Annotated in this window: 16 protein-coding genes; 11 read left to right on the top strand and 5 right to left on the bottom strand. The window is 70.9% G+C overall.

All coding sequences use genetic code 11. From position 1 onward, the window contains the following. Positions 1 to 52: 52 nt before the first annotated feature. A complete protein-coding gene (locus tag OEB96_RS20870; protein ID WP_266218140.1) occupies positions 53 to 754 on the bottom strand; it encodes a gamma-glutamylcyclotransferase family protein in 702 nt (233 codons plus the stop codon). Positions 755 to 933: 179 nt separating this feature from the next. Here OEB96_RS20870 and OEB96_RS20865 point away from each other — a divergent pair, with 179 nt between their 5' ends. Then, entirely contained in the window at positions 934 to 1,359 is a 426-nt protein-coding gene (locus OEB96_RS20865) for a VOC family protein (protein WP_266218139.1), read from the top strand. 22 nt (positions 1,360 to 1,381) lie between these two features. Next, a complete protein-coding gene (locus OEB96_RS20860) occupies positions 1,382 to 2,479 on the top strand; it encodes an ABC transporter substrate-binding protein (protein WP_266218137.1) in 1,098 nt (365 codons plus the stop codon). Here OEB96_RS20860 and OEB96_RS20855 read toward each other — a convergent pair whose 3' ends face one another. Beyond that, positions 2,480 to 4,633, bottom strand: a complete 2,154-nt coding sequence (locus OEB96_RS20855) for a hypothetical protein (protein WP_266218136.1) — start codon at positions 4,631 to 4,633, stop codon at positions 2,480 to 2,482. Positions 4,634 to 4,663: 30 nt separating this feature from the next. Between OEB96_RS20855 and OEB96_RS20850 the strand changes: the two genes are divergently transcribed. The 8 genes from OEB96_RS20850 to OEB96_RS20815 all read left to right on the top strand — a co-directional run bounded on the left by OEB96_RS20850 (position 4,664) and on the right by OEB96_RS20815 (position 14,236). Next, positions 4,664 to 5,953: an acetyl-CoA C-acetyltransferase gene (locus tag OEB96_RS20850; protein WP_323137418.1), complete on the top strand. Its 1,290-nt coding sequence runs from the start codon at positions 4,664 to 4,666 to the stop codon at positions 5,951 to 5,953. A gap of 43 nt (positions 5,954 to 5,996) precedes the next feature. Continuing rightward, positions 5,997 to 8,138, top strand: a complete 2,142-nt coding sequence (locus tag OEB96_RS20845) for a 3-hydroxyacyl-CoA dehydrogenase NAD-binding domain-containing protein (protein ID WP_266218135.1) — start codon at positions 5,997 to 5,999, stop codon at positions 8,136 to 8,138. Between the two features lie 155 nt (positions 8,139 to 8,293). Then, positions 8,294 to 9,169 carry a hypothetical protein gene (locus OEB96_RS20840; RefSeq protein ID WP_266218133.1) on the top strand — a complete coding sequence of 292 codons (876 nt, stop codon included), beginning with the start codon at positions 8,294 to 8,296 and terminating at the stop codon, positions 9,167 to 9,169. Between the two features lie 171 nt (positions 9,170 to 9,340). Further along, positions 9,341 to 10,168 (top strand): hypothetical protein, encoded by an 828-nt coding sequence (locus tag OEB96_RS20835; protein ID WP_266218132.1) that lies wholly within the window; start codon positions 9,341 to 9,343, stop codon positions 10,166 to 10,168. Positions 10,169 to 10,170: 2 nt separating this feature from the next. After that, a complete protein-coding gene (locus OEB96_RS20830) occupies positions 10,171 to 11,175 on the top strand; it encodes a hypothetical protein (RefSeq protein WP_266218131.1) in 1,005 nt (334 codons plus the stop codon). A gap of 258 nt (positions 11,176 to 11,433) precedes the next feature. Continuing rightward, on the top strand, positions 11,434 to 12,690 hold the full coding sequence (locus OEB96_RS20825) for a hypothetical protein (RefSeq protein WP_266218130.1): 1,257 nt from the start codon (positions 11,434 to 11,436) through the stop codon (positions 12,688 to 12,690). Next, on the top strand, positions 12,687 to 13,265 hold the full coding sequence (locus OEB96_RS20820) for a GNAT family N-acetyltransferase (RefSeq protein WP_266218129.1): 579 nt from the start codon (positions 12,687 to 12,689) through the stop codon (positions 13,263 to 13,265). Before OEB96_RS20825 ends, OEB96_RS20820 begins: the two co-directional genes overlap by 4 nt. Further along, a complete protein-coding gene (locus OEB96_RS20815) occupies positions 13,262 to 14,236 on the top strand; it encodes an alpha/beta fold hydrolase (protein ID WP_266218128.1) in 975 nt (324 codons plus the stop codon). The genes OEB96_RS20820 and OEB96_RS20815 overlap by 4 nt, the downstream gene beginning before the upstream one ends. On the opposite strand, the gene pgeF is transcribed toward OEB96_RS20815, so the two are convergent. Next, positions 14,220 to 14,954 carry a peptidoglycan editing factor PgeF gene (gene pgeF, locus OEB96_RS20810; protein WP_266218127.1) on the bottom strand — a complete coding sequence of 245 codons (735 nt, stop codon included), beginning with the start codon at positions 14,952 to 14,954 and terminating at the stop codon, positions 14,220 to 14,222. The genes OEB96_RS20815 and pgeF overlap by 17 nt on opposite strands. A gap of 174 nt (positions 14,955 to 15,128) precedes the next feature. Here pgeF and OEB96_RS20805 point away from each other — a divergent pair, with 174 nt between their 5' ends. Next, positions 15,129 to 15,767, top strand: coding sequence for an RpnC/YadD family protein (locus OEB96_RS20805; protein ID WP_266218125.1), 639 nt, complete (start codon positions 15,129 to 15,131; stop codon positions 15,765 to 15,767). 33 nt (positions 15,768 to 15,800) lie between these two features. On the opposite strand, the gene OEB96_RS20800 is transcribed toward OEB96_RS20805, so the two are convergent. After that, positions 15,801 to 16,367 carry a hypothetical protein gene (locus tag OEB96_RS20800; protein ID WP_266218124.1) on the bottom strand — a complete coding sequence of 189 codons (567 nt, stop codon included), beginning with the start codon at positions 16,365 to 16,367 and terminating at the stop codon, positions 15,801 to 15,803. 5 nt (positions 16,368 to 16,372) lie between these two features. Continuing rightward, positions 16,373 to 16,849, bottom strand: a complete 477-nt coding sequence (locus OEB96_RS20795; RefSeq protein WP_266218123.1) for a hypothetical protein — start codon at positions 16,847 to 16,849, stop codon at positions 16,373 to 16,375. Between the last annotated feature and the right edge of the window lie 24 nt (positions 16,850 to 16,873).

Below are 16,873 nucleotides of genomic sequence, written 5' to 3'. Positions count from 1 at the left end.
CATCATCGCGATCGACGTCGAGCGCGATGCTCCACGACCCATGCCCACCGACTCATCGATCACTCGAAGGGCTCGACGACGCGCGCGCACGCGCGACCAGCCCGAGCACCAGCAGCGGCGCGAGCACCAGGCCTTGGCCCGGCACGGTCGACATCGCACCGCCCCTGACCTCCATCCGCTGGGCCCACGCCAGGTAGCGAAAGCCCAGCGCGTGCCAGCGCGTGCGGCTCACCGCTGCCATCCCATCGAGCACCAGCGTGCCCAGGTGCCCCGCGATCGCGTGGGCGGGCGCATGGGGGAGCGCGTCGAGCTTGCGGCAGTAGTCGGAGTGCAAGCCGCTGCGGCGCGCGCCCTCGCGAATGAGCGCGAGGTAGCGACGCGACGGCGGCCGCTCGGCGACCACCAGCTCGGGCCGCGCCTTGAAGGCGACCGCGCGGATTCGTTCGCCTGCGTAGGACCGCGCGTGCACCTGCACCGTCTCGTAGAAGAGACCGCCGCCCTCGCTGCGCTCGAGCGTCGCGAGCTGCTCGGGGGAGAAGCGCAGCAGCAGGCCATGGACCTCGTGACCGGGCGCGGGCACGATGCTCGCCATCGCCGGCTCGACGAGCGGCAGCCCGGGGAGTTCGAACGAGAGCCGCCAGTCGGACAGCACCGCGGGCACGACCGCCGAGGGCAGCAGGCCGCGACGGCGCTCACGAACCTCGGGGTGGAGGTTCGAGCCGTAGGCGAAATTCCACACCGCGTCCTCGGCCATCGCTCGCTCCCGGCGAGCCGGGAGCCCCGAGCATACGAGAACGTCGACCGCCGCGGATCCGGGCCGATGTCCGAGTTCGCGTTGATCGCATGTGACCCTACCCAGTACCATTCGAGCGCGTCTCGCAAGGCCCCTCTCGACGATGCGGTCGTGGCGAGATGCGACCAAGGAAGACCAAGATGGCGGCTCGCGCAATTCACCACGTATCGATCACGGTCAACGACTTCGAGCGCTCCCGAGCGTTCTACACCAAGCTGTTCGAGGCCCTGGGCGCCGGCCCGGCGTTCGAGGCCACCGGAGCCCCGCACAAGCACGAAGGCTGCCGCATGATGCTGTTCGCCGGCGCCGGCGTGATGTTCGGCGTGTGGGAGGCCGCACCCGAGCACCGCGGCAGTGCCTTCGATCGCTACCGCGTGGGCCTGCACCACGTCGCCTTCGCGCTCGAGTCGCGCGAGCAGATCGACGCTCTGCATCAGAGGCTCGTGGCCGATGGCGTGACCATCCTCGACGCGCCGGCCGAGTACCCGTATGCACCCGGGTACTACGCGATGTTCTTCAGCGACCCCGACGGCATCAAGCTCGAGGTCGTGCACCTGCCCGGCTAGATCCGGCCCAAGGAACCGAGCGATGGCGAGCGTGCCGGGGGTGAGTGACGACGAGCTCGTCCTCGGCACGCACACCTCGCTGTCCGGGCCGCTGGCGGCCTACGGCCAGGTCGCCGTGGCCGCCCAGGCGGTGTTCCACGAGGTCAACGCCCACGGCGGCGTGCATGGGCGCAGGATCCGACTCGAGCTGCGCGACGATCGCTACGAGCCCGAGCGTGCCCAGCAGGCCGTGCGCACGCTCGTGCACGAGGTGGGGGTGCTGGCGATCGTGCTGGGCAGCGGCACGCCCACCCACGCCACGGTGGCCGACGAGCTGCAGGCGCTGGGCGTCCCCGACCTGTGGGTCATCAGTGGATCGCGCCAAATCGGCGAGCCACGGCGCACCACCCTGTTCCCGGGCAACGTCTCCTACGCCCGCATGGCCGCATGCCTGGTGCAGCACCTGCGAGCATGGCCGGTCTCGAGGGTCGCCGTGCTGGTCCAGCGCTCGGCGGTGGGCGACGAGCTGCTCGAGGGGCTCCGCGCGGCCTACGGGGGGACCCCGGCGTGGCTCGAGCTGCGGCACGAGCTGTCGGGCTCGCTGCACGCCGATGTGGAGCGAGCCATGGCCGCGGGGACCCGGGCCTTGCTGTGCATGGCCACGCCGTCGCAGGTCGCCGACGCGATCACGCATGCCCATGGACTGCACGGTGGGCTGGGCCCTCGCCCACGCTGGTCCACCGTGTTCACCGACGGGCTCGTCGACGCCCTCGGACCCGACGCCGAGGGACTGGTCTCGTGCCACTGGCTGCGGCTGCCCGAGGGGCACGACGATCCAGCCATTCGCGAGCATGCGGCCCTGATCCAGCGACGCGCCCCCCAGGTGGCCGTCACCGGCACCAGCGTGGGAGGCCAGGTGCTGGCCGAGGCCACGGTGGAGGTGCTGCGCCGCGCCGGTCCCCACCCCACCCGCGAAGGGGTGATCGCGGCCGCGGAATCCATGGCCGGCTGGCGTAGCCCGCTGGCCCTGGTGCCCGCCGCCTGCACCCCCGACGAGCACGCGCTGTTCGCCGAGGCCTCGCTGCTCGAGGTTCGACGGGGGCGGTGGGTCTGCCCGACACCGCCCCCGCGCGAGCGCTGATCAGCGCCCGCGCTTCTTCTTCCACTTCTCCGCGTCGGCCATGCGTGCCTCGCTGTACGCCTGCGAGGCCTTCATGTGGCGCTCCCACGCCTCGTCGAGCGCCTTGGCGTCGGCCGGGTCGAGCCCGGGCCCCTCGCTCATCACCCCCGTCACCAGCGTCTCGATCACCGCGCCGAGGCTCGGCGCGCGCAGGAACTGGCCGCCCGAGAGCACGAACCCGCGATCGTCCTCCGTCAGCGCGCCGATCAGCATCCCCAGGCCATCGGTCATCGCCAGCGCCTGCTTCATCTGGGCCTCGTTGCGCTTGCGCTCGAGCCGGTCGACGTCGGCCTGGGCCTTGTCGAGCGCCTTGCGGGCCTTCTTGGTCGCGGCCGACATCGGCACCTTCTCCATCTCCTCGGGCGTCAGGCCCGGCGCGAGCACCACGGGGTCCATCGACCCCGAGCGCCCCACCATGAGGAACAGCATGCCCGTCGAGAGATCGAACGCCTGGGTGGCCGCGGTGCCGCCCAGATCGAGCGCCCCGCGAGCCCCCGGCGGGCGGATCTTGCTGGGCATCGAGCCCGGATCGCCCGCGGCGATGCGCTTGCCCAGCTCGGGATCGGTGCTCACCACGATGCGGCTGCCCACCGGCTGCACGTGCACCGGCCGCCAGTCGGGCGCATCGACCACGTAGCCCTCGCCCTGCTTGCGCATGCGCTTGCCCAGCGCGCTGCCCGAATTGGCCATCTTGGCCACCAGGTACTTGGCCTTGGCCTGATCGGTCACCTGCACGAACGCGCCCATCCCGAGCCTCTCCTTGGCCTCCACCCCCATCAGCTCCTCGAGCGAGCCGTCGACCGTCATGCAGAGCTCGGCGTGTCCCTCGAACACCGGCTCGAGGTCGGCCTTCAGGTCGATCCCCAGCTCGGCCTTGGCCTCGGCGAGCAGCTCCGCGTAGTCCTTGCCGTCGGACTCGGCCATCGCCTCGAGCAGCTCGAACGCCGCCTTCGGGTCCATGCGGCCCGACCCGCACCACAGCGGGGCCCCGTTCATGGCCGTGGGCAGCACGGGCGAGCCCTCGCGATTGATCATCAACCGCCGCAGGAACGCCTCGGGTCCGGCGACCACGCGCCCGTCGAACACCGGACCGCTGCGCTTGACGGTGGTGGAGAAGCCCACGCCCTCGATGCCCGAGACCAGCAGCTCTCCGAGCGCACGCTCGCCCTCCTGACGTCGCTCCCATCGCTCCTGCCACTGCTCCTGCTCCTGCACCTGGCGCTCGAGCGCGGCCACCTGCTCGGGCGTCCCCTCCTCCTTGGCCCGCGCCAGCTCCTCCTCCGCCCAGCTCGTGTCGGGCTTGGACGCGTGGATCCGGGCCTCCGCGTGGGCTCGAGCCACCATGCCGGCCAGATCGAAGTACACCGAGAGGTCGGCCGCCCGCATGCCGCCGGTGGCCTTGCGGTAGCCCACCTGTGCCGCGAGCGAGACGTTGGGATCCATCGTCACCAGGCGCTCGGCCAGGTCGACCTTCGGATCGCCATCGTCGAGCACCAGCGCCACCCACTGGTCGCGCAGCACCACCGCCCCGCCGCCCTCCCCCTTGGCCCGCAGCACCGACGCGCTGGGGCCATACGACTGCTCGACGATCTCCACCTGGGCCTTGCCCGCGACCCGTCGCACCAGCTCGACCACCTTGGTGCGATTGGCGATGGTCGCGAACAGCACCACGCGCCCGCTCGCCAGATCGGACACGGCCAAGCCGGCCGCGCCGTCGGGATCGAGCCCGGCCTCGCGCCACTGCCCGGGGTCGAGCAGATCGTAGCCCAGCGTGCTCGTGATGATCGATCGGATCGACGTGTACTGGGGCCCGAACGCCTTCACCAAGCGGTCGCGCTCGAACACCTCCGCCGCACGGGTGACGCTGCTGCCCACCACCAGCACCGAGGTGTCGCGCGGCATCATCTGCGAGGGATGCTCGATCGGGGCGAGCTCCGGCGCCGCCACCACCGCCGTGCCCCCTCCTCCCGCATCCGGCGCGGTCACCGGCTGGGTCTGCTTGCCGCACCCCGCCCCGGTGCCGGCCAGGGCCAGGGCGGCGCCCAGACCTACGGGCAGCCAGCCCGGCAGCCAGGCAGGCAGGACGACGCGACGACGGCGGACGAACGTGAGCATGCGGCGGTTATAGACGACCCTCGCCGTGACGTGGAATCCCCCGCGACGGGGGAGGCCGGCGGAACGGCCTCCCTCCTTGCTAGTATCGTGGGGCACCCAAAGGAGGAGCCCGCCGTGCCCATCGCCTATCTGTTCGATGCCGTCCGCACCCCGCGAGGCCGGGGCAAGGAGACCGGCAGCCTGTACACCGTTCGCCCCGTCGATCTGCTCGCGCAATCGCTCGCCGCGCTGCGCGATCGCAATGCGCTGCCCACCGCCGAGGTCGACGACGTGGTCGTCGGCTGCGTGACCCAGGCCGGCGATCAGGGCGCCTGCATCGCGCGCTTTGCCGCGCTCGCGGCCGGCTACGACATCGACGCCCCCGGCGTCACGCTCAACCGATTCTGCGGCTCGGGCCTGCAGGCCATCAACGACGCCGCTGCGATGGTCGCCTCGGGCTACTACGACCTCGTGGTCGCCGGCGGCGTCGAGAGCATGTCGCGCGTGAAGATGGGCAGCGACGGCGGCGCGATCTGGGACCCCCGCATCCAGTGGGAGGTGGGCTCGGTCCCGCAGGGCGTCAGCGCCGATCTGCTGGCCACGCTGCGCGGCATCACGCGCGACGACGTCGATCGCTTCGCCCTCGAGAGCCAGCGGCGAGCCGTCGACGCCATCGAGCACCACCGCTTCGATCGCAGCATCGTGCCCGTGGTCGACGAGAACGGCCTGACCATCCTCGCCCGCGACGAGTACCCGCGCCCCGACAGCACGCTCGAGGGCCTGGCCAAGCTCTCGCCCTCGTTCGAGATGATGGGCCGCCAGTTCGGGCTCGACGCCCTCACCCGCGGACGCTACCCGCAGGTCGAGCGCATCGAGCACATCCACCACGCCGGCAACTCCTCGGGCATCGTCGACGGTGCCGCGGCGCAGATCGTGGCCACCAGGGACAAGGGCCAGGCCCTGGGCCTGCGCCCCCGCGCCATGGTGCGCGCGGTGTCGGTGGTCGGCACCGACCCCATCCTCATGCTCGCCGGACCCATGCCCGCCACCCAGCGCGCGCTCAAGAAGGCCGGCATGGAGGTGGGCGACATCGATCTGTTCGAGGTCAACGAGGCGTTCGCCGCCGTGCCCCTGGCCTTCATGCAGGAGCTCGGCGTCCCGCACGACAAGGTCAACGTCAACGGCGGTGCGATCGCGCTGGGGCATCCGCTGGGGGCCACCGGGGCCATGCTCATGAGCACGCTCCTCGACGAGCTCGAGGCCCGCGATCTGAGCACGGGCCTCGTCACCCTCTGCATCGGCGGCGGCATGGGCATCGCCACCATCGTCGAGCGGGTCTAGCCCCGCCGCGCCCACTGGCCAGATCACTCCCACGAGGACCCCAATGAGCACCGACACCGCTGCCACCACCGACAACGGCCAGGCCCTCCTCGCGCTCGACCCGAGCACCGGGGTGGCCACCGTCACCCTCCAGATGACGGGCCGGGCCAACAAGATCAACGACGACTTCGGGCACACCTTGCTGCAAGCGATCGACTGGGTGCAGGCCCAGGAGGCCGTCAAGGGCCTCGTGCTCGCCTCCGGTCACAAGGACTTCTGCGTGGGCGCCGACATCGACCGGCTCTACCGCGAGCGCGACCCCGCCGATCTCATGCGGCGCCTGCGAGAGCTGCACGGCCTGTTCCGACGCATCGAGCAGCTCCCGTTCCCCGTCGTCGCGGCGCTGACCGGCTCGGCCCTCGGCGGCGGCTTCGAGCTCGCGCTCGCCTGTCACCACCGCATCGCGGTCGACGACCCCCGCATCCAGCTCGGCCTGCCCGAGGTGAGCCTGGGCGTCATTCCCGGCGCGGGCGGTACCCAGCGCCTGCCGCGGCTCATCGGGATCCAGCCCGCGCTCGAGCACATCGCCCAGGGCAAGATCCTCCGCGCCCCCCAGGCCAAGAAGGTCGGCTTCGTCGACGCGCTCGCGCCCGATCGTAGTGCGCTGCTCGCTGCCGCCCAGGCCTGGATCGCCGAGCACCCCAAGGCCAGGCAGCCCTGGGACGACAAGAAGTTCCGCTTCCCCGGCCCCCGGCCGGGTAGCGACGACGCCCGCAACCTGTTCATGGCCGGCTCCGCCATGCTCTACAAGAAGACCGCCGGCGCGTTCCCGGCCGCCGAGGCCGTGATGAGCGTGGTGCAGGAGGGCTGCGCCGTCACGTTCGACGCGGCGCTGGTGATCGAGATGCGGGCCTTTGCCAAGCTCGCCACCTCCGACCAGGCCAAGGACATGATCCGCACGCTCTGGTACCACCGCACCGCCGCCGAGAAGCACGAGGGCCTGCCCTCCGCCGCCGAGCACGGGCTGGCCAAGGTCGCGATCCTGGGCGCGGGCATGATGGGCGCGGGCCTGGGCTTCGTGTGCGCCAAGGCGGGCCTGCAGGTGGTGCTCAAGGACGTCAAGCAGGAGGCGCTCGACCGGGGCCTGGCCCACGTCGACCAGCAGGTGGCCGCGCAGCGGCATCTCTCGGCCGACGACAAGCATACGCTGCGCGGGCGGCTCACCGGCACCCTCGAGGCCGCCGAGCTCGAGGGCTGCGATCTCATCATCGAGGCCGTGTTCGAGAGCCTCGCGCTCAAGCACGCGGTCACCAGGGAGGCCGAGCCCATGCTCGCGGAGAGCGGCATCTGGGCCTCCAACACCTCGGCGATTCCCATCACCGATCTGGCCAAGGCCTCGGCGCACCCCGATCGCTTCATCGGCATGCACTTCTTCTCGCCCGTCGAGAAGATGCAGCTGCTCGAGATCATCACGCCCGAGGCCACCTCGGAGCAGACGCTGGCGCGCTCGCTGGCGTTCTGCCGCGCGATCAAGAAGCTCCCGATCGTGGTCGGCGACGGCTACGGCTTCTACACCACGCGGGTGTTCTCGGCCTACATCCTCGAGGGCGCTCAACTGGTCGCCGAGGGTCACGACCCGGCCACCATCGAGTGGGCCGCACGCGCGGCCGGCATGGTGGTTCCGCCGCTGCAGGTGTTCGACGAGGTCACGCTGACCCTCGCGGCCAAGGGCTTCGAGCAAGGGCGGGCCTACGGCAAGACCCTCGACATCCCCGGGGTCGCACTGGTGGAGCGCATGGTCGAGTTGGGTCGCCATGGCAAGGCCGCGGGCCAGGGCTTCTACGACTACGCCAAGGACGGCCGCCGGCTGTGGAAGGGGCTCTCCGAGCTGGTCACCGCCAGGCCCGAGGCGACGGGCGTCGACCTCGTCGGGCGGCGCCTGCTGGGCTTGCAGGCGCTCGAGGCCGCGCGCTGCGTGGCCGATGGCGTGATCAAGAAGCACCGCGACGCCGAGGTCGGTGCGATCTTCGGGATCGGGTTCGCGCCGAACACGGGCGGGCCGCTGTCGTACATCGATCGACGCGGGGTCTCGGCGTTCGTCGAGGAGATGGACGGCTTCGCCAAGGCGTACGGCGCGCGCTACGAGGCCCCGCCGCTGCTGCGCGACATGGCGCGCAAGGGCGAGCGGTTCTTCGAAGCGGTCTAGACCACGGTCGCCTCGGGCTCCGGCCCTGACCCACGACCCTCGCCGTCCCCTCGACGGCGAGGGTCGTGTCGATTTCCGCGTCAGATCCACGCCGGCCACCGCAGAGGGTCTGCTACCGGCCACGACGACTGCGGCCGGACACGGAGTCTTCCACCATGAGCAACGAAGCCGCCACCCTCGCCCTTCTCACCCTGGTCCTCGCGCCGCTGGCCTGCGATCCGGTCGACGACCTCGATCCGATCCAGCACGACCGCATCGGCCTCGAAGGCCAGCCCACCAAGGCCCTGCCCACCGCCTCCCTCACCTGCGATCCCGATCTGGAGGCGTCCGTGGGCGGGCTCTACTACCCGTCCACCTGGAACTGCGCCCAGGCCATCGCCGACGCCGAGTCCAACTTCGGCTCGTGGCACTACCGCAACGCCTGCAACCAGCAGGTCGGCAGCGACATCGCCGATCCCGTCGACGACGCGGTCGTGACCAGCTGCCAGGTCGACCCCTCGGGCCAGCTCCTCGTCACCGTGGATCTCTGCTGCACCGAGCCCACCCTCGCCTGCGACCCGGACCTCCAGGCGGCCGTGGGCGGGCTCTACTACCCCGGCTGGACCTGCAACGACGCCATCGCCAACGCCGAGTCCACCCTCGGCTCGTGGCACTACCGCAACGCCTGCAACCAGCAGGTCGGCAGCGACATCGACGATCCGGCCGCCGCCGCCGTGGTCACCGACTGCCACGTGGAAGCCGGCTCGGGTCAGACCGTCGTCACCGTGGACCTTTGCTGCGCCGAGCCCACCCTCGCCTGCGATCCCGACGATCAGGCCACCGTCGGCGGGCTCTACTACCCCGGCTGGACCTGCAACGACGCCATCGCCAACGCCGAGTCCAACCTCGGCTCGTGGCACTACCGCAACGCCTGCAACCAGCAGGTCGGCAGCAACATCGCCACCCCGGCCCAGCAGGCCGTCGTGACCGACTGCCACGTCGAGGCCGGCTCGGGCCAGACCGTCGTCACCGTGGATCTGTGCTGCGGCTAGCGTAGGCCGAGCGCGCCAAGCCCCCGCGCGTCTCCGACCGTGAATGCGCGCGAGGGCTCGGGCCCGCGACCGTGCCGAGCTCGTCGGCGCGATCGCGGGCCGAACCTCGTGTCGGCCCCGTGTCGGCCCCGTGTGCATCGATTGCTCGCCCTCGAACCCCCGTGCTACACGGTGGATTGGGACGAGATGGACCTGCTCGGCAAATCCGTGGTGCGGTGGTCACTCGTGCTCGCCCTGGGCTCACCGGGGTGTGACAAGAAGGAAGACCGTGCGGATGAGGCACCGGCCGAGGCCTCGACCAAGCCCGCCGACGCGCCTCCTCAGCCCCAGCCGATCGATCCCTCGACCGACCCGATCACGCCGCCACCTCCCGGGGACGAGGGCGCGACCGCTCCCCCGCCTCCCGATCCCGAGACCAAGGACCCCGCTTCGGACCCGCGTCCCGGCGAGCCCGATGCCGACGCCGAGCCCAAGGTCGGCGGCGCCGACGAGGGCCTGGGCGGCGATCCACCCCGGCCCATGCGACCGGACGACGAGGACGACGAGGTCGACTGGGGCGTCTCGTTCGCCCCCGATCAGGGCACGCTGATCCTCAGCTTCGAGGCCGACGCGGCCGTCCCGGGCACCCCCTCGTGGTGCATGGATCCCGAGCGGGTGCTCGATCGGATCGAGGCCGCCGTCAAGGATCACGAGCGCTGCTCGATCGAGAAGAAGTTCTCGCTGCAGCAGGGCGGCGGCTTCTCCTACGTGTGCCGCTCGCCCGTGCCCGACAAGCCCAGCTGCGCGCTGTCGTTCGCCGCGCGGCTCAAGATCAAGCGCCGCGGCAACTCGGAGGTCGACTACCGGATCTTCGGCACGGCCGACATCACCCGCGAGTGCAGCGGCTCGGAGGCCCCATTCGAGCCGCGGCGCGAGGACATCGTGGCCGCCTCGACCAAGGGCGCCACCGGGCGCCTCGAGGAGATCGTGGAGCAGTGCAGCAAGAGGGGCACGCTGTAGTGGTGCCGGGGGCAGCCTCGCGCGCGGCCCTCGTGGGGGCCCTCGCCGTGCTCGTGACCGGCGCCTGTGCCCCCACCTCGTTCGCCAGCTTCGTGGCCCAGGACCCCGAGTTCGGCCACGCGTGGGCCGGCAAGGCGCCCGTGTCCTCGCAGTCCGATCTGGGCAAGCGCGTGGCCTCCGAGCAGGAGATCCGCCACGGTCGCGTGCTCGAGGCGCGCGAGCCGGTGTGCTTCTTCCTCAAGGTCGACCGCGGGCGCAGCCTCGACCACAAGCGCATCAAGTACGGCAGCCTCGCCGACATCGAGGCCGAGCTCGAGGCGGTCGTCGCCACCGCCAACGTCAAGGGCAGCCGTGGCAGCACGGTGCAGGTGACCGTGCGCGACCTCGTCGAGCACACCATGGTCGGCATCCCCAACGCGGGCTGCTTGCAGGACGAGGACAGCACGAGCCTGCGGGTGATCACCGCCGAGCTCGTTGCGGGGCACGCTCGCCTGGAGCTGTCGACCCGGTCCGGCCTGACGCTCGCGGGTGACGTACCCGTGGCGCAGGGCGTGGCGATCGAGCCCAAGGCGGGATGGACCCGAACCGCCGACGGACTCGCCGAGGGCCGGGACCTGGTGATTGCCGTCATGGACGAGACCTTGCGGATCGACGCGACCACCGAGCGGATCTCGCTGGGGTTCACGCCCAAGCCAGGGCACTCGATCCCCCTGCCCAAGCAGCTCGATCGCTTCGCCTCGGTGATCATCGAGGGCTACGACGCCGAGGTCAGCCAGCTCGGGCTGCGCATCGCCACCACGGCCGGCACCAGCGTCACCGAGGAGGAGCATGCCGCCCGCTACCCCGCGGGCCCGGGAGGCATCTGCGGCCCCGGCACGTGGTCGCTGGCCGCGGGACAGCCCTGCACGGTGTGGCTGCAGCCCGGCAACCGCGGCTTTGCGATCAGCTGGGAGAAGGGACCGCAGGGCGAGATCCTCGCCAAGCTCAGCACCTACGCGACCAGCTGAGTCGAACCGCGTACGTTCACGCTCGATCGAGCTCGACCGACTCGAAGCAAGTGGAAAGACACGAGCCCGATTGTCGCGTGAAATCCACTGAAATCGCCTCGTCGCGTTTTTTACTATGCTCGGTCCGCGTCGCCCGCTAGGTTGGGGCGTCGAGCAACCGCCGCCGCCCCGCTCTGCCCAATCCGACGGATCTGCTGGTGCGTTTCGTCCTACTGGCAGAGTCGTCGCTCGGTTCGTGTGAACGACGACACGTGCTGCATGAGCACCTCGACCATCGGCCTCGACGGCACCGCATGCGAGCGCTGGGCGACCTCGTCGCTGGCCGAGCACAGCCACCGGCTGTGGCACGGCGGCCATGCGAGCGAGCGCCCGCCTCGTGATGCGCGATTGCTCGCCGCGTTCGCCACCGAGCTCGCGCGCGTGGATGGGCCCGGGCCGCGGGTCGACGCGGCGATCGAGTCGCTCGCGCGACATCGCGTGCTCGCGACGAAGGCCCACGTCTGCCCCGCCAACGGGCCCGTGTTCTTGGCCGCCGACCTCCTGCTGGTCGCCGCGCGGCCGCGCGACGCGGTCGTCGTCGTCGGCGCCTGGTCGGGGCTGCCATTCAACGGCAACGCGCGCCCGAGCTGTCTCGGGTTCGGGCTCGAGCCCGAGGCGCTGATCCGTCCGGCAACGCCGACCTGGACCCGCTTCCTCCGCTCGCGCCGCGATCGCGCTCGCGCGGGCGCAGACGAGCCCGGCCAGCACTGGCTGACGCTGGTTCCGAGCCGATACCAGCACGCGCTCGTCTACCGCCACCCGATCGCGCCGGAGCTCGCGCGGCTGCTCTCCGACCTTCGACCGGAGCTCGCGCGGCGACTCGCCGATCCCGATCGTTGCGACGACTACCCGAGCTGGGCGCTGCGAAGCTGCGTCGCGCTCGAGCGAGCGGCGCTGGCCGAGCCGGCGATCGTCTACGTCGACCTCAACCGCGTGCTCGCCCGCTACCTCGCCGAGGTCCTTCGCGACGCTCGGCACCCCCTGGGCGAGCTGCTGCGCGAGCCTGCCCGCGCCCGCCTCCTCGGCGACGCGGTCCATGAGCCATGGTTCTTCGATCGCGACGAGTCCGGCCACGCCCGGCCGCTGTGGCTCGTCGACGCCGAGCTGCGCGACCGCCGGGCCAGCGCGCGGCTCCCCGCAGCCGCGATCGCCGACGAGCTCGAGCGCGGCCGGCTGTGTCCGGGACTGTTCCCGACCTACTCGGCGCTGATCGTGTTCGGAGGGCTCCGCTGCCTCGGGGGCCAGCGTCAGCTCGAGTACCTCGAGCGTTTCGCTCGGTGCTGGCGGGCGCTCGGGTGGACGTTCGCCGACGAAGGCGCTCTGCTCCTGGCCGGCAGGCTCGTCGATGCCGACGGGCGGCCGATCCATGCCGTCGATCTCGCCCTGCGCGGGGAGACCGTGGCCGACTACGTCCACCCCGATCAGCCGGCCACCACACTGTGGCGCGCGACGCCCCAGGGAGATCTCGTTCGATGAACCCAAAGACCCCGCCAAACCCGGAATTTCCCGAACGAATCGCCACCGAGCGGCTCGATCTGCGCCGGCTGGCTCTGGCCGACGTGGACGCGCTGTTCGAAGCGTACGAGGACCCCGAGCATCTGCGTTTCTTGGGCTCTGCGGCCCACCGCTCCCCCGCGGACACCCTGCGCTACATCGAGGATTCGATCGCGCGCTGGGACGCGGGCGATCGCAAGGAGTATGCGATGGTGTGGCGCGAGACCGGCGAGATTTGCGGCTCGATCGGCGCATTCCTGGGCAACGGCCGGGCCTCCCTCGGCATCGTCGTGGCGCCCAGGTGGGGGCGCCACCGGATCGCCCACGAAGCCACTCGAGCGCTCGGCGCCGTGGCCTACGCCGTGCCGGGGATCTTCCGGGTCTGGGCCTTCTGCCACGCCTCGAACGAGGTGTCCCGGGCCGTCCTCCTGCGCTGCGGATTCATCGAAGAAGGCGTGATACGAGCGTGGGCTCGCTTCGCCAACCTCGGACCCGATGCCCAGGACTGCCGCTTCCTGTGGCTGCCCAAGCCCGAGGATCCAGGGAGGCACGGTTGATCCCTTCGAGCCCCTCGGGTCGCTCCCCCTCGTCCATCGAACCCGAGCCAGGCGGGGTCCAGCGCTGGCGCCTCACGAACTCGCTGTCGGGGCAGCCCGATCGCCGGGCTCGCCAGCTCGAGCTCGCGCGAACGCTCGGACTCGACATCGACACCGAGCTCCCGATCGTCCGGAAGACCACCCCGATGCGCTCGCCCGCGGGGGCTCGCGGCGCTCTGGTCATCTACGCGTTTCGTGACACCGAGCCGTCAGCCGACGCGCCGCTGCTGCTGTTCTCGCACGGCGGCCGCATCCAGGCGAGGCCGGCGCTGGCCAGCTTCAGCTTCTTCGTCCTGGTCGCGGCGCTGGCCAAAGCCGGGCTGCCGATCATTCCGGCGGCCGTCGATCACCGCGGGGCGAGCTGCCACGTCGCCAAGCTCGGCTACTGCCTCGCCGACCGGGTCGTCGACCTTCGGGTCGCGCACGCACGCCTGCTCGAGCACTTCGGCGGGCGCCCGCGTGCGCTCGCGTTGATGGGCATCAGCATGGGCGGGCACGTCAGCGCGATGGCGGCCGAGCGGCTCGGGGCCCGCACCTTGATCTTGTCATGCCCTGCGGCCTACTCCGAGCGGGCTCACTTTGCGCCGCTGGGGCCGAGCTTCACGGCAGCGCTGCGGCGGCCGGGCTCCTGGCGGCAGTCTCCTGCGTTCGCGGCCATCGAGCGCCACCTCCTCGGCGGCGGCTCGTTCGCGCTCCGATTCTCGCGCTTCGATCAGGTCATTCCCGAGGATCTGACACGCCGCTACGTCGCGCTTGCCCGGCAGGCGCCGCGGTCGAGTCGGGTGATCGACAGCGATCCCGATCACTGGTCGACGACCGCGGCTGGGACCGCTGCGCTCGTCGAGCACCTGCGGGAGTTCGTGGTCGAGAGTGCCCGCCGTCCTGCCGAGCGATCCGAGCCGATCCTCGGATCGCTCAGCGAAACCCGATGAAGCTGAGCTGCTGGCCGATGCCAGCGCCATCTCGCCGGTAGGAAAAGTAGAGGTCGGGCCGCGCGTGGGTGCATGCTCCCACGCGCTCGACTTGGGCGGCCGGCACCCCGGCGCCCTCGAGCTGGGCGCGGACGCACGCGACGAGGTCGACGTGGGGTTTGGCATGGCCGGCGCGGGCGACGAAGCGCTCGTCGAACTGCGCCGCAACCTCCTCTCCAACCTCGAATGCGTCGAGCTCGATGCACGGGCCGATCGCCGCGAGCAGGTGTCGAGGATCGGCCCCAGCCTCGCGCAGCACCTCGATGGCCCGCGTCGTGATGTTCGCAACGGTTCCCTTCCAGCCACTGTGGACCGCCGCGACCATCGTGCCCCGGCGATCGCACAACAAGATCGGCACGCAGTCGGCTGTCATGACCCCGACCACCCGGCGCGACCCCGGGTGATCTCGATGCCGCCACAGCGCATCGGCCTCGCTCTGCTCGCCGACTTCGTGTGCCGCCCGCACGGCGTTGCCGTGGACCTGCTTGACCCGCACAAGCTCCTTGGGCGCAAAGCCACCGGCCTCGGCGACACGGCGGAGGTTCTCGGCGACCGCCTCGGGATCGTCCCCGCGACTGCCGAGGTTGAGCGAGGCGTGGCGGCCCTGGCTGACCCCGCCCTCGCGGGTGGTGAAGCCATGGGTGATCGCGGACGGAAACAGCTCGGCGCGCTGGAGCATCGGCGGGCAGTCTAGCAGTCGAGCAGGCCATCACCCGCCACCTACGCGACCCGCTGAGAAGTGTGGATCTGGAAACGGTTCCTCGCCAACCAAGGGGGCTCGGTCCGCAAGATCCCACTGATCATCCCGGTGGTCCTGGCTCAGTGTGAGAATGGTTGGACCGCACCGTACCGCTTGTCGGAGATGCTGGACCTGCCCGAGGAACTGCAGGAAGGATTCATCAGCCCGGTGGAAGTCGCGCTGATCATCGATGACGTTCGTGATCCCATCGTCCAGGACCAGCAAGCCCGAGACGAGATCCTCACGCTGGTTCGGGTGACACGGCTGCTCCTCCTGGCCCACCACGAAGGGGACCGGTTCACCGAGGAACAGATGATCGCCATCGCGGACATGCTCACGACGGTGAAGCGCGAGCTGGGCGGGGAGATCATTTGTACGCTATGGTTCTACGTGGTCAGCGTGTTCGGGCCGGAGTCTCGGTTTCGACGCACGCTGCTGGACGTCATCGACGAGGAGCAGCGACGGATGCACGACGCGGCGAGGCAAAAGTGGCTGGCCGAGGGCGGCGAGCAATGGCTCGAAGAGCAAATGGAGCAGCGGAAGGCCGCGCTGCTGGCCGAAGGGCACAAGGCAGGGCGCGCCGCCGCGAAGGCCGAGATGCTCCTCGCACTGCTCGAGCAACGAGGCTTCAAGGTTCCTTCGAAGGTTCGCGAGCGCGTCCTGGCCACGAATGACGAGGTCCAGCTCCAGCGCTGGTTCCAGCGTGCGGTCGTGGCAAGCTCGGTGGACGAGGTCTTCCTGCCCGTGCCCTGAGGCGTGGAGTCCGGCTCCTCCGCGCGGAGCGGGCTACGTGGCCGTGCGGGTTGCCGCGTTGGCGACGAGCACCTGGCTCAGGTTCGCCACGAACTCGCGCAGCGCGTGGTCGCCGAGCTTCTTGATCACGAGCGTATAGCGCTGGGTCTTCGACTCGAGGTGCACCGCGCGAGAGTGGATGCAGCACCACTGCGTCTCGCGGCCCCAGCCGCACTCGGCCAGCGAGCTGAGCGCGATGGCCTGCACGCCCTTGACCCGGCGAAAGCCGCAGAACGCCTGCCGCGACTCGACCAGCACGATGCGGTGGTTGGTCACCACCACGAAGATCCGCACGTGCCCGCCGGTGAGGGCAACGAGCGTGGCCTGGAGCGCGGCGATGGCCTTGGCCGCCGGGTTGGCGCCCAAGAAGAACCCGTCGCCCTGGATCGTGTAGACGATCTGCTCGCCCGGCAGCAGGTCGAACTCGCCGAGCATGGCCTGCTGCTTGGGGTTGAGGTTGAGCTGGGGATTGGGCGCGCCACCGGGCACGGCATGAGCGGGGCCGGCGGTGCCGTAACCGGGCTGGGGCGAAGGATACTGTCCGGGATACTGGGGTTGCATGGGAACTAGGACGTGGTCGTGGAGGGTGGCAGGGTGGTGGTCACGGTCACGTCGCCCTCCACCCGAAGGAGCGTGCCGCGTTGGTGATCGACGATGAGAAGTGCATGCGACTTGGCCTCGTGCTGGGCGCGGAGCTGGGCGAGCAGCTCGCGTCGCCGCGCTCGCGGCATGCCCGTGCGCCGCAGGATCTCGGCCGCGACCACGCGCCAGCACGGGTCGCCGCAGTAGCCCTCGAGCGCCACCGGGCGGAACGTGCCGGCCGCGATCCGCCGGGTGGCGAGCTGCGTGGCTCGCCACTTGCGCGGGAACTCGCGCCACACGTGCACCACGAGCGGCAGGAGGGCGGCGGTGACCAGCACCACCCCGAGCCACGCCCAAAAGGCGTGCTCGAGCGCCACGGCTCCGAGCCCGAGCCCGGCGATCGCCGCCAGCCCAAGGAGCGCGTAACGCTGGTAGCTCAGCCACAGGAGCACGGGTGGCATGCATGCCACCTTTCGGCACGCGGG

The sequence above is a fragment of the Paraliomyxa miuraensis genome (assembly GCF_026337845.1).
In the GTDB taxonomy this organism is placed as follows: domain Bacteria; phylum Myxococcota_A; class Polyangia; order Nannocystales; family Nannocystaceae; genus Paraliomyxa; species Paraliomyxa miuraensis.
Note: the sequence above shows the minus strand (reverse complement) of the source record. Positions and strands in the feature narration are given on the sequence as shown.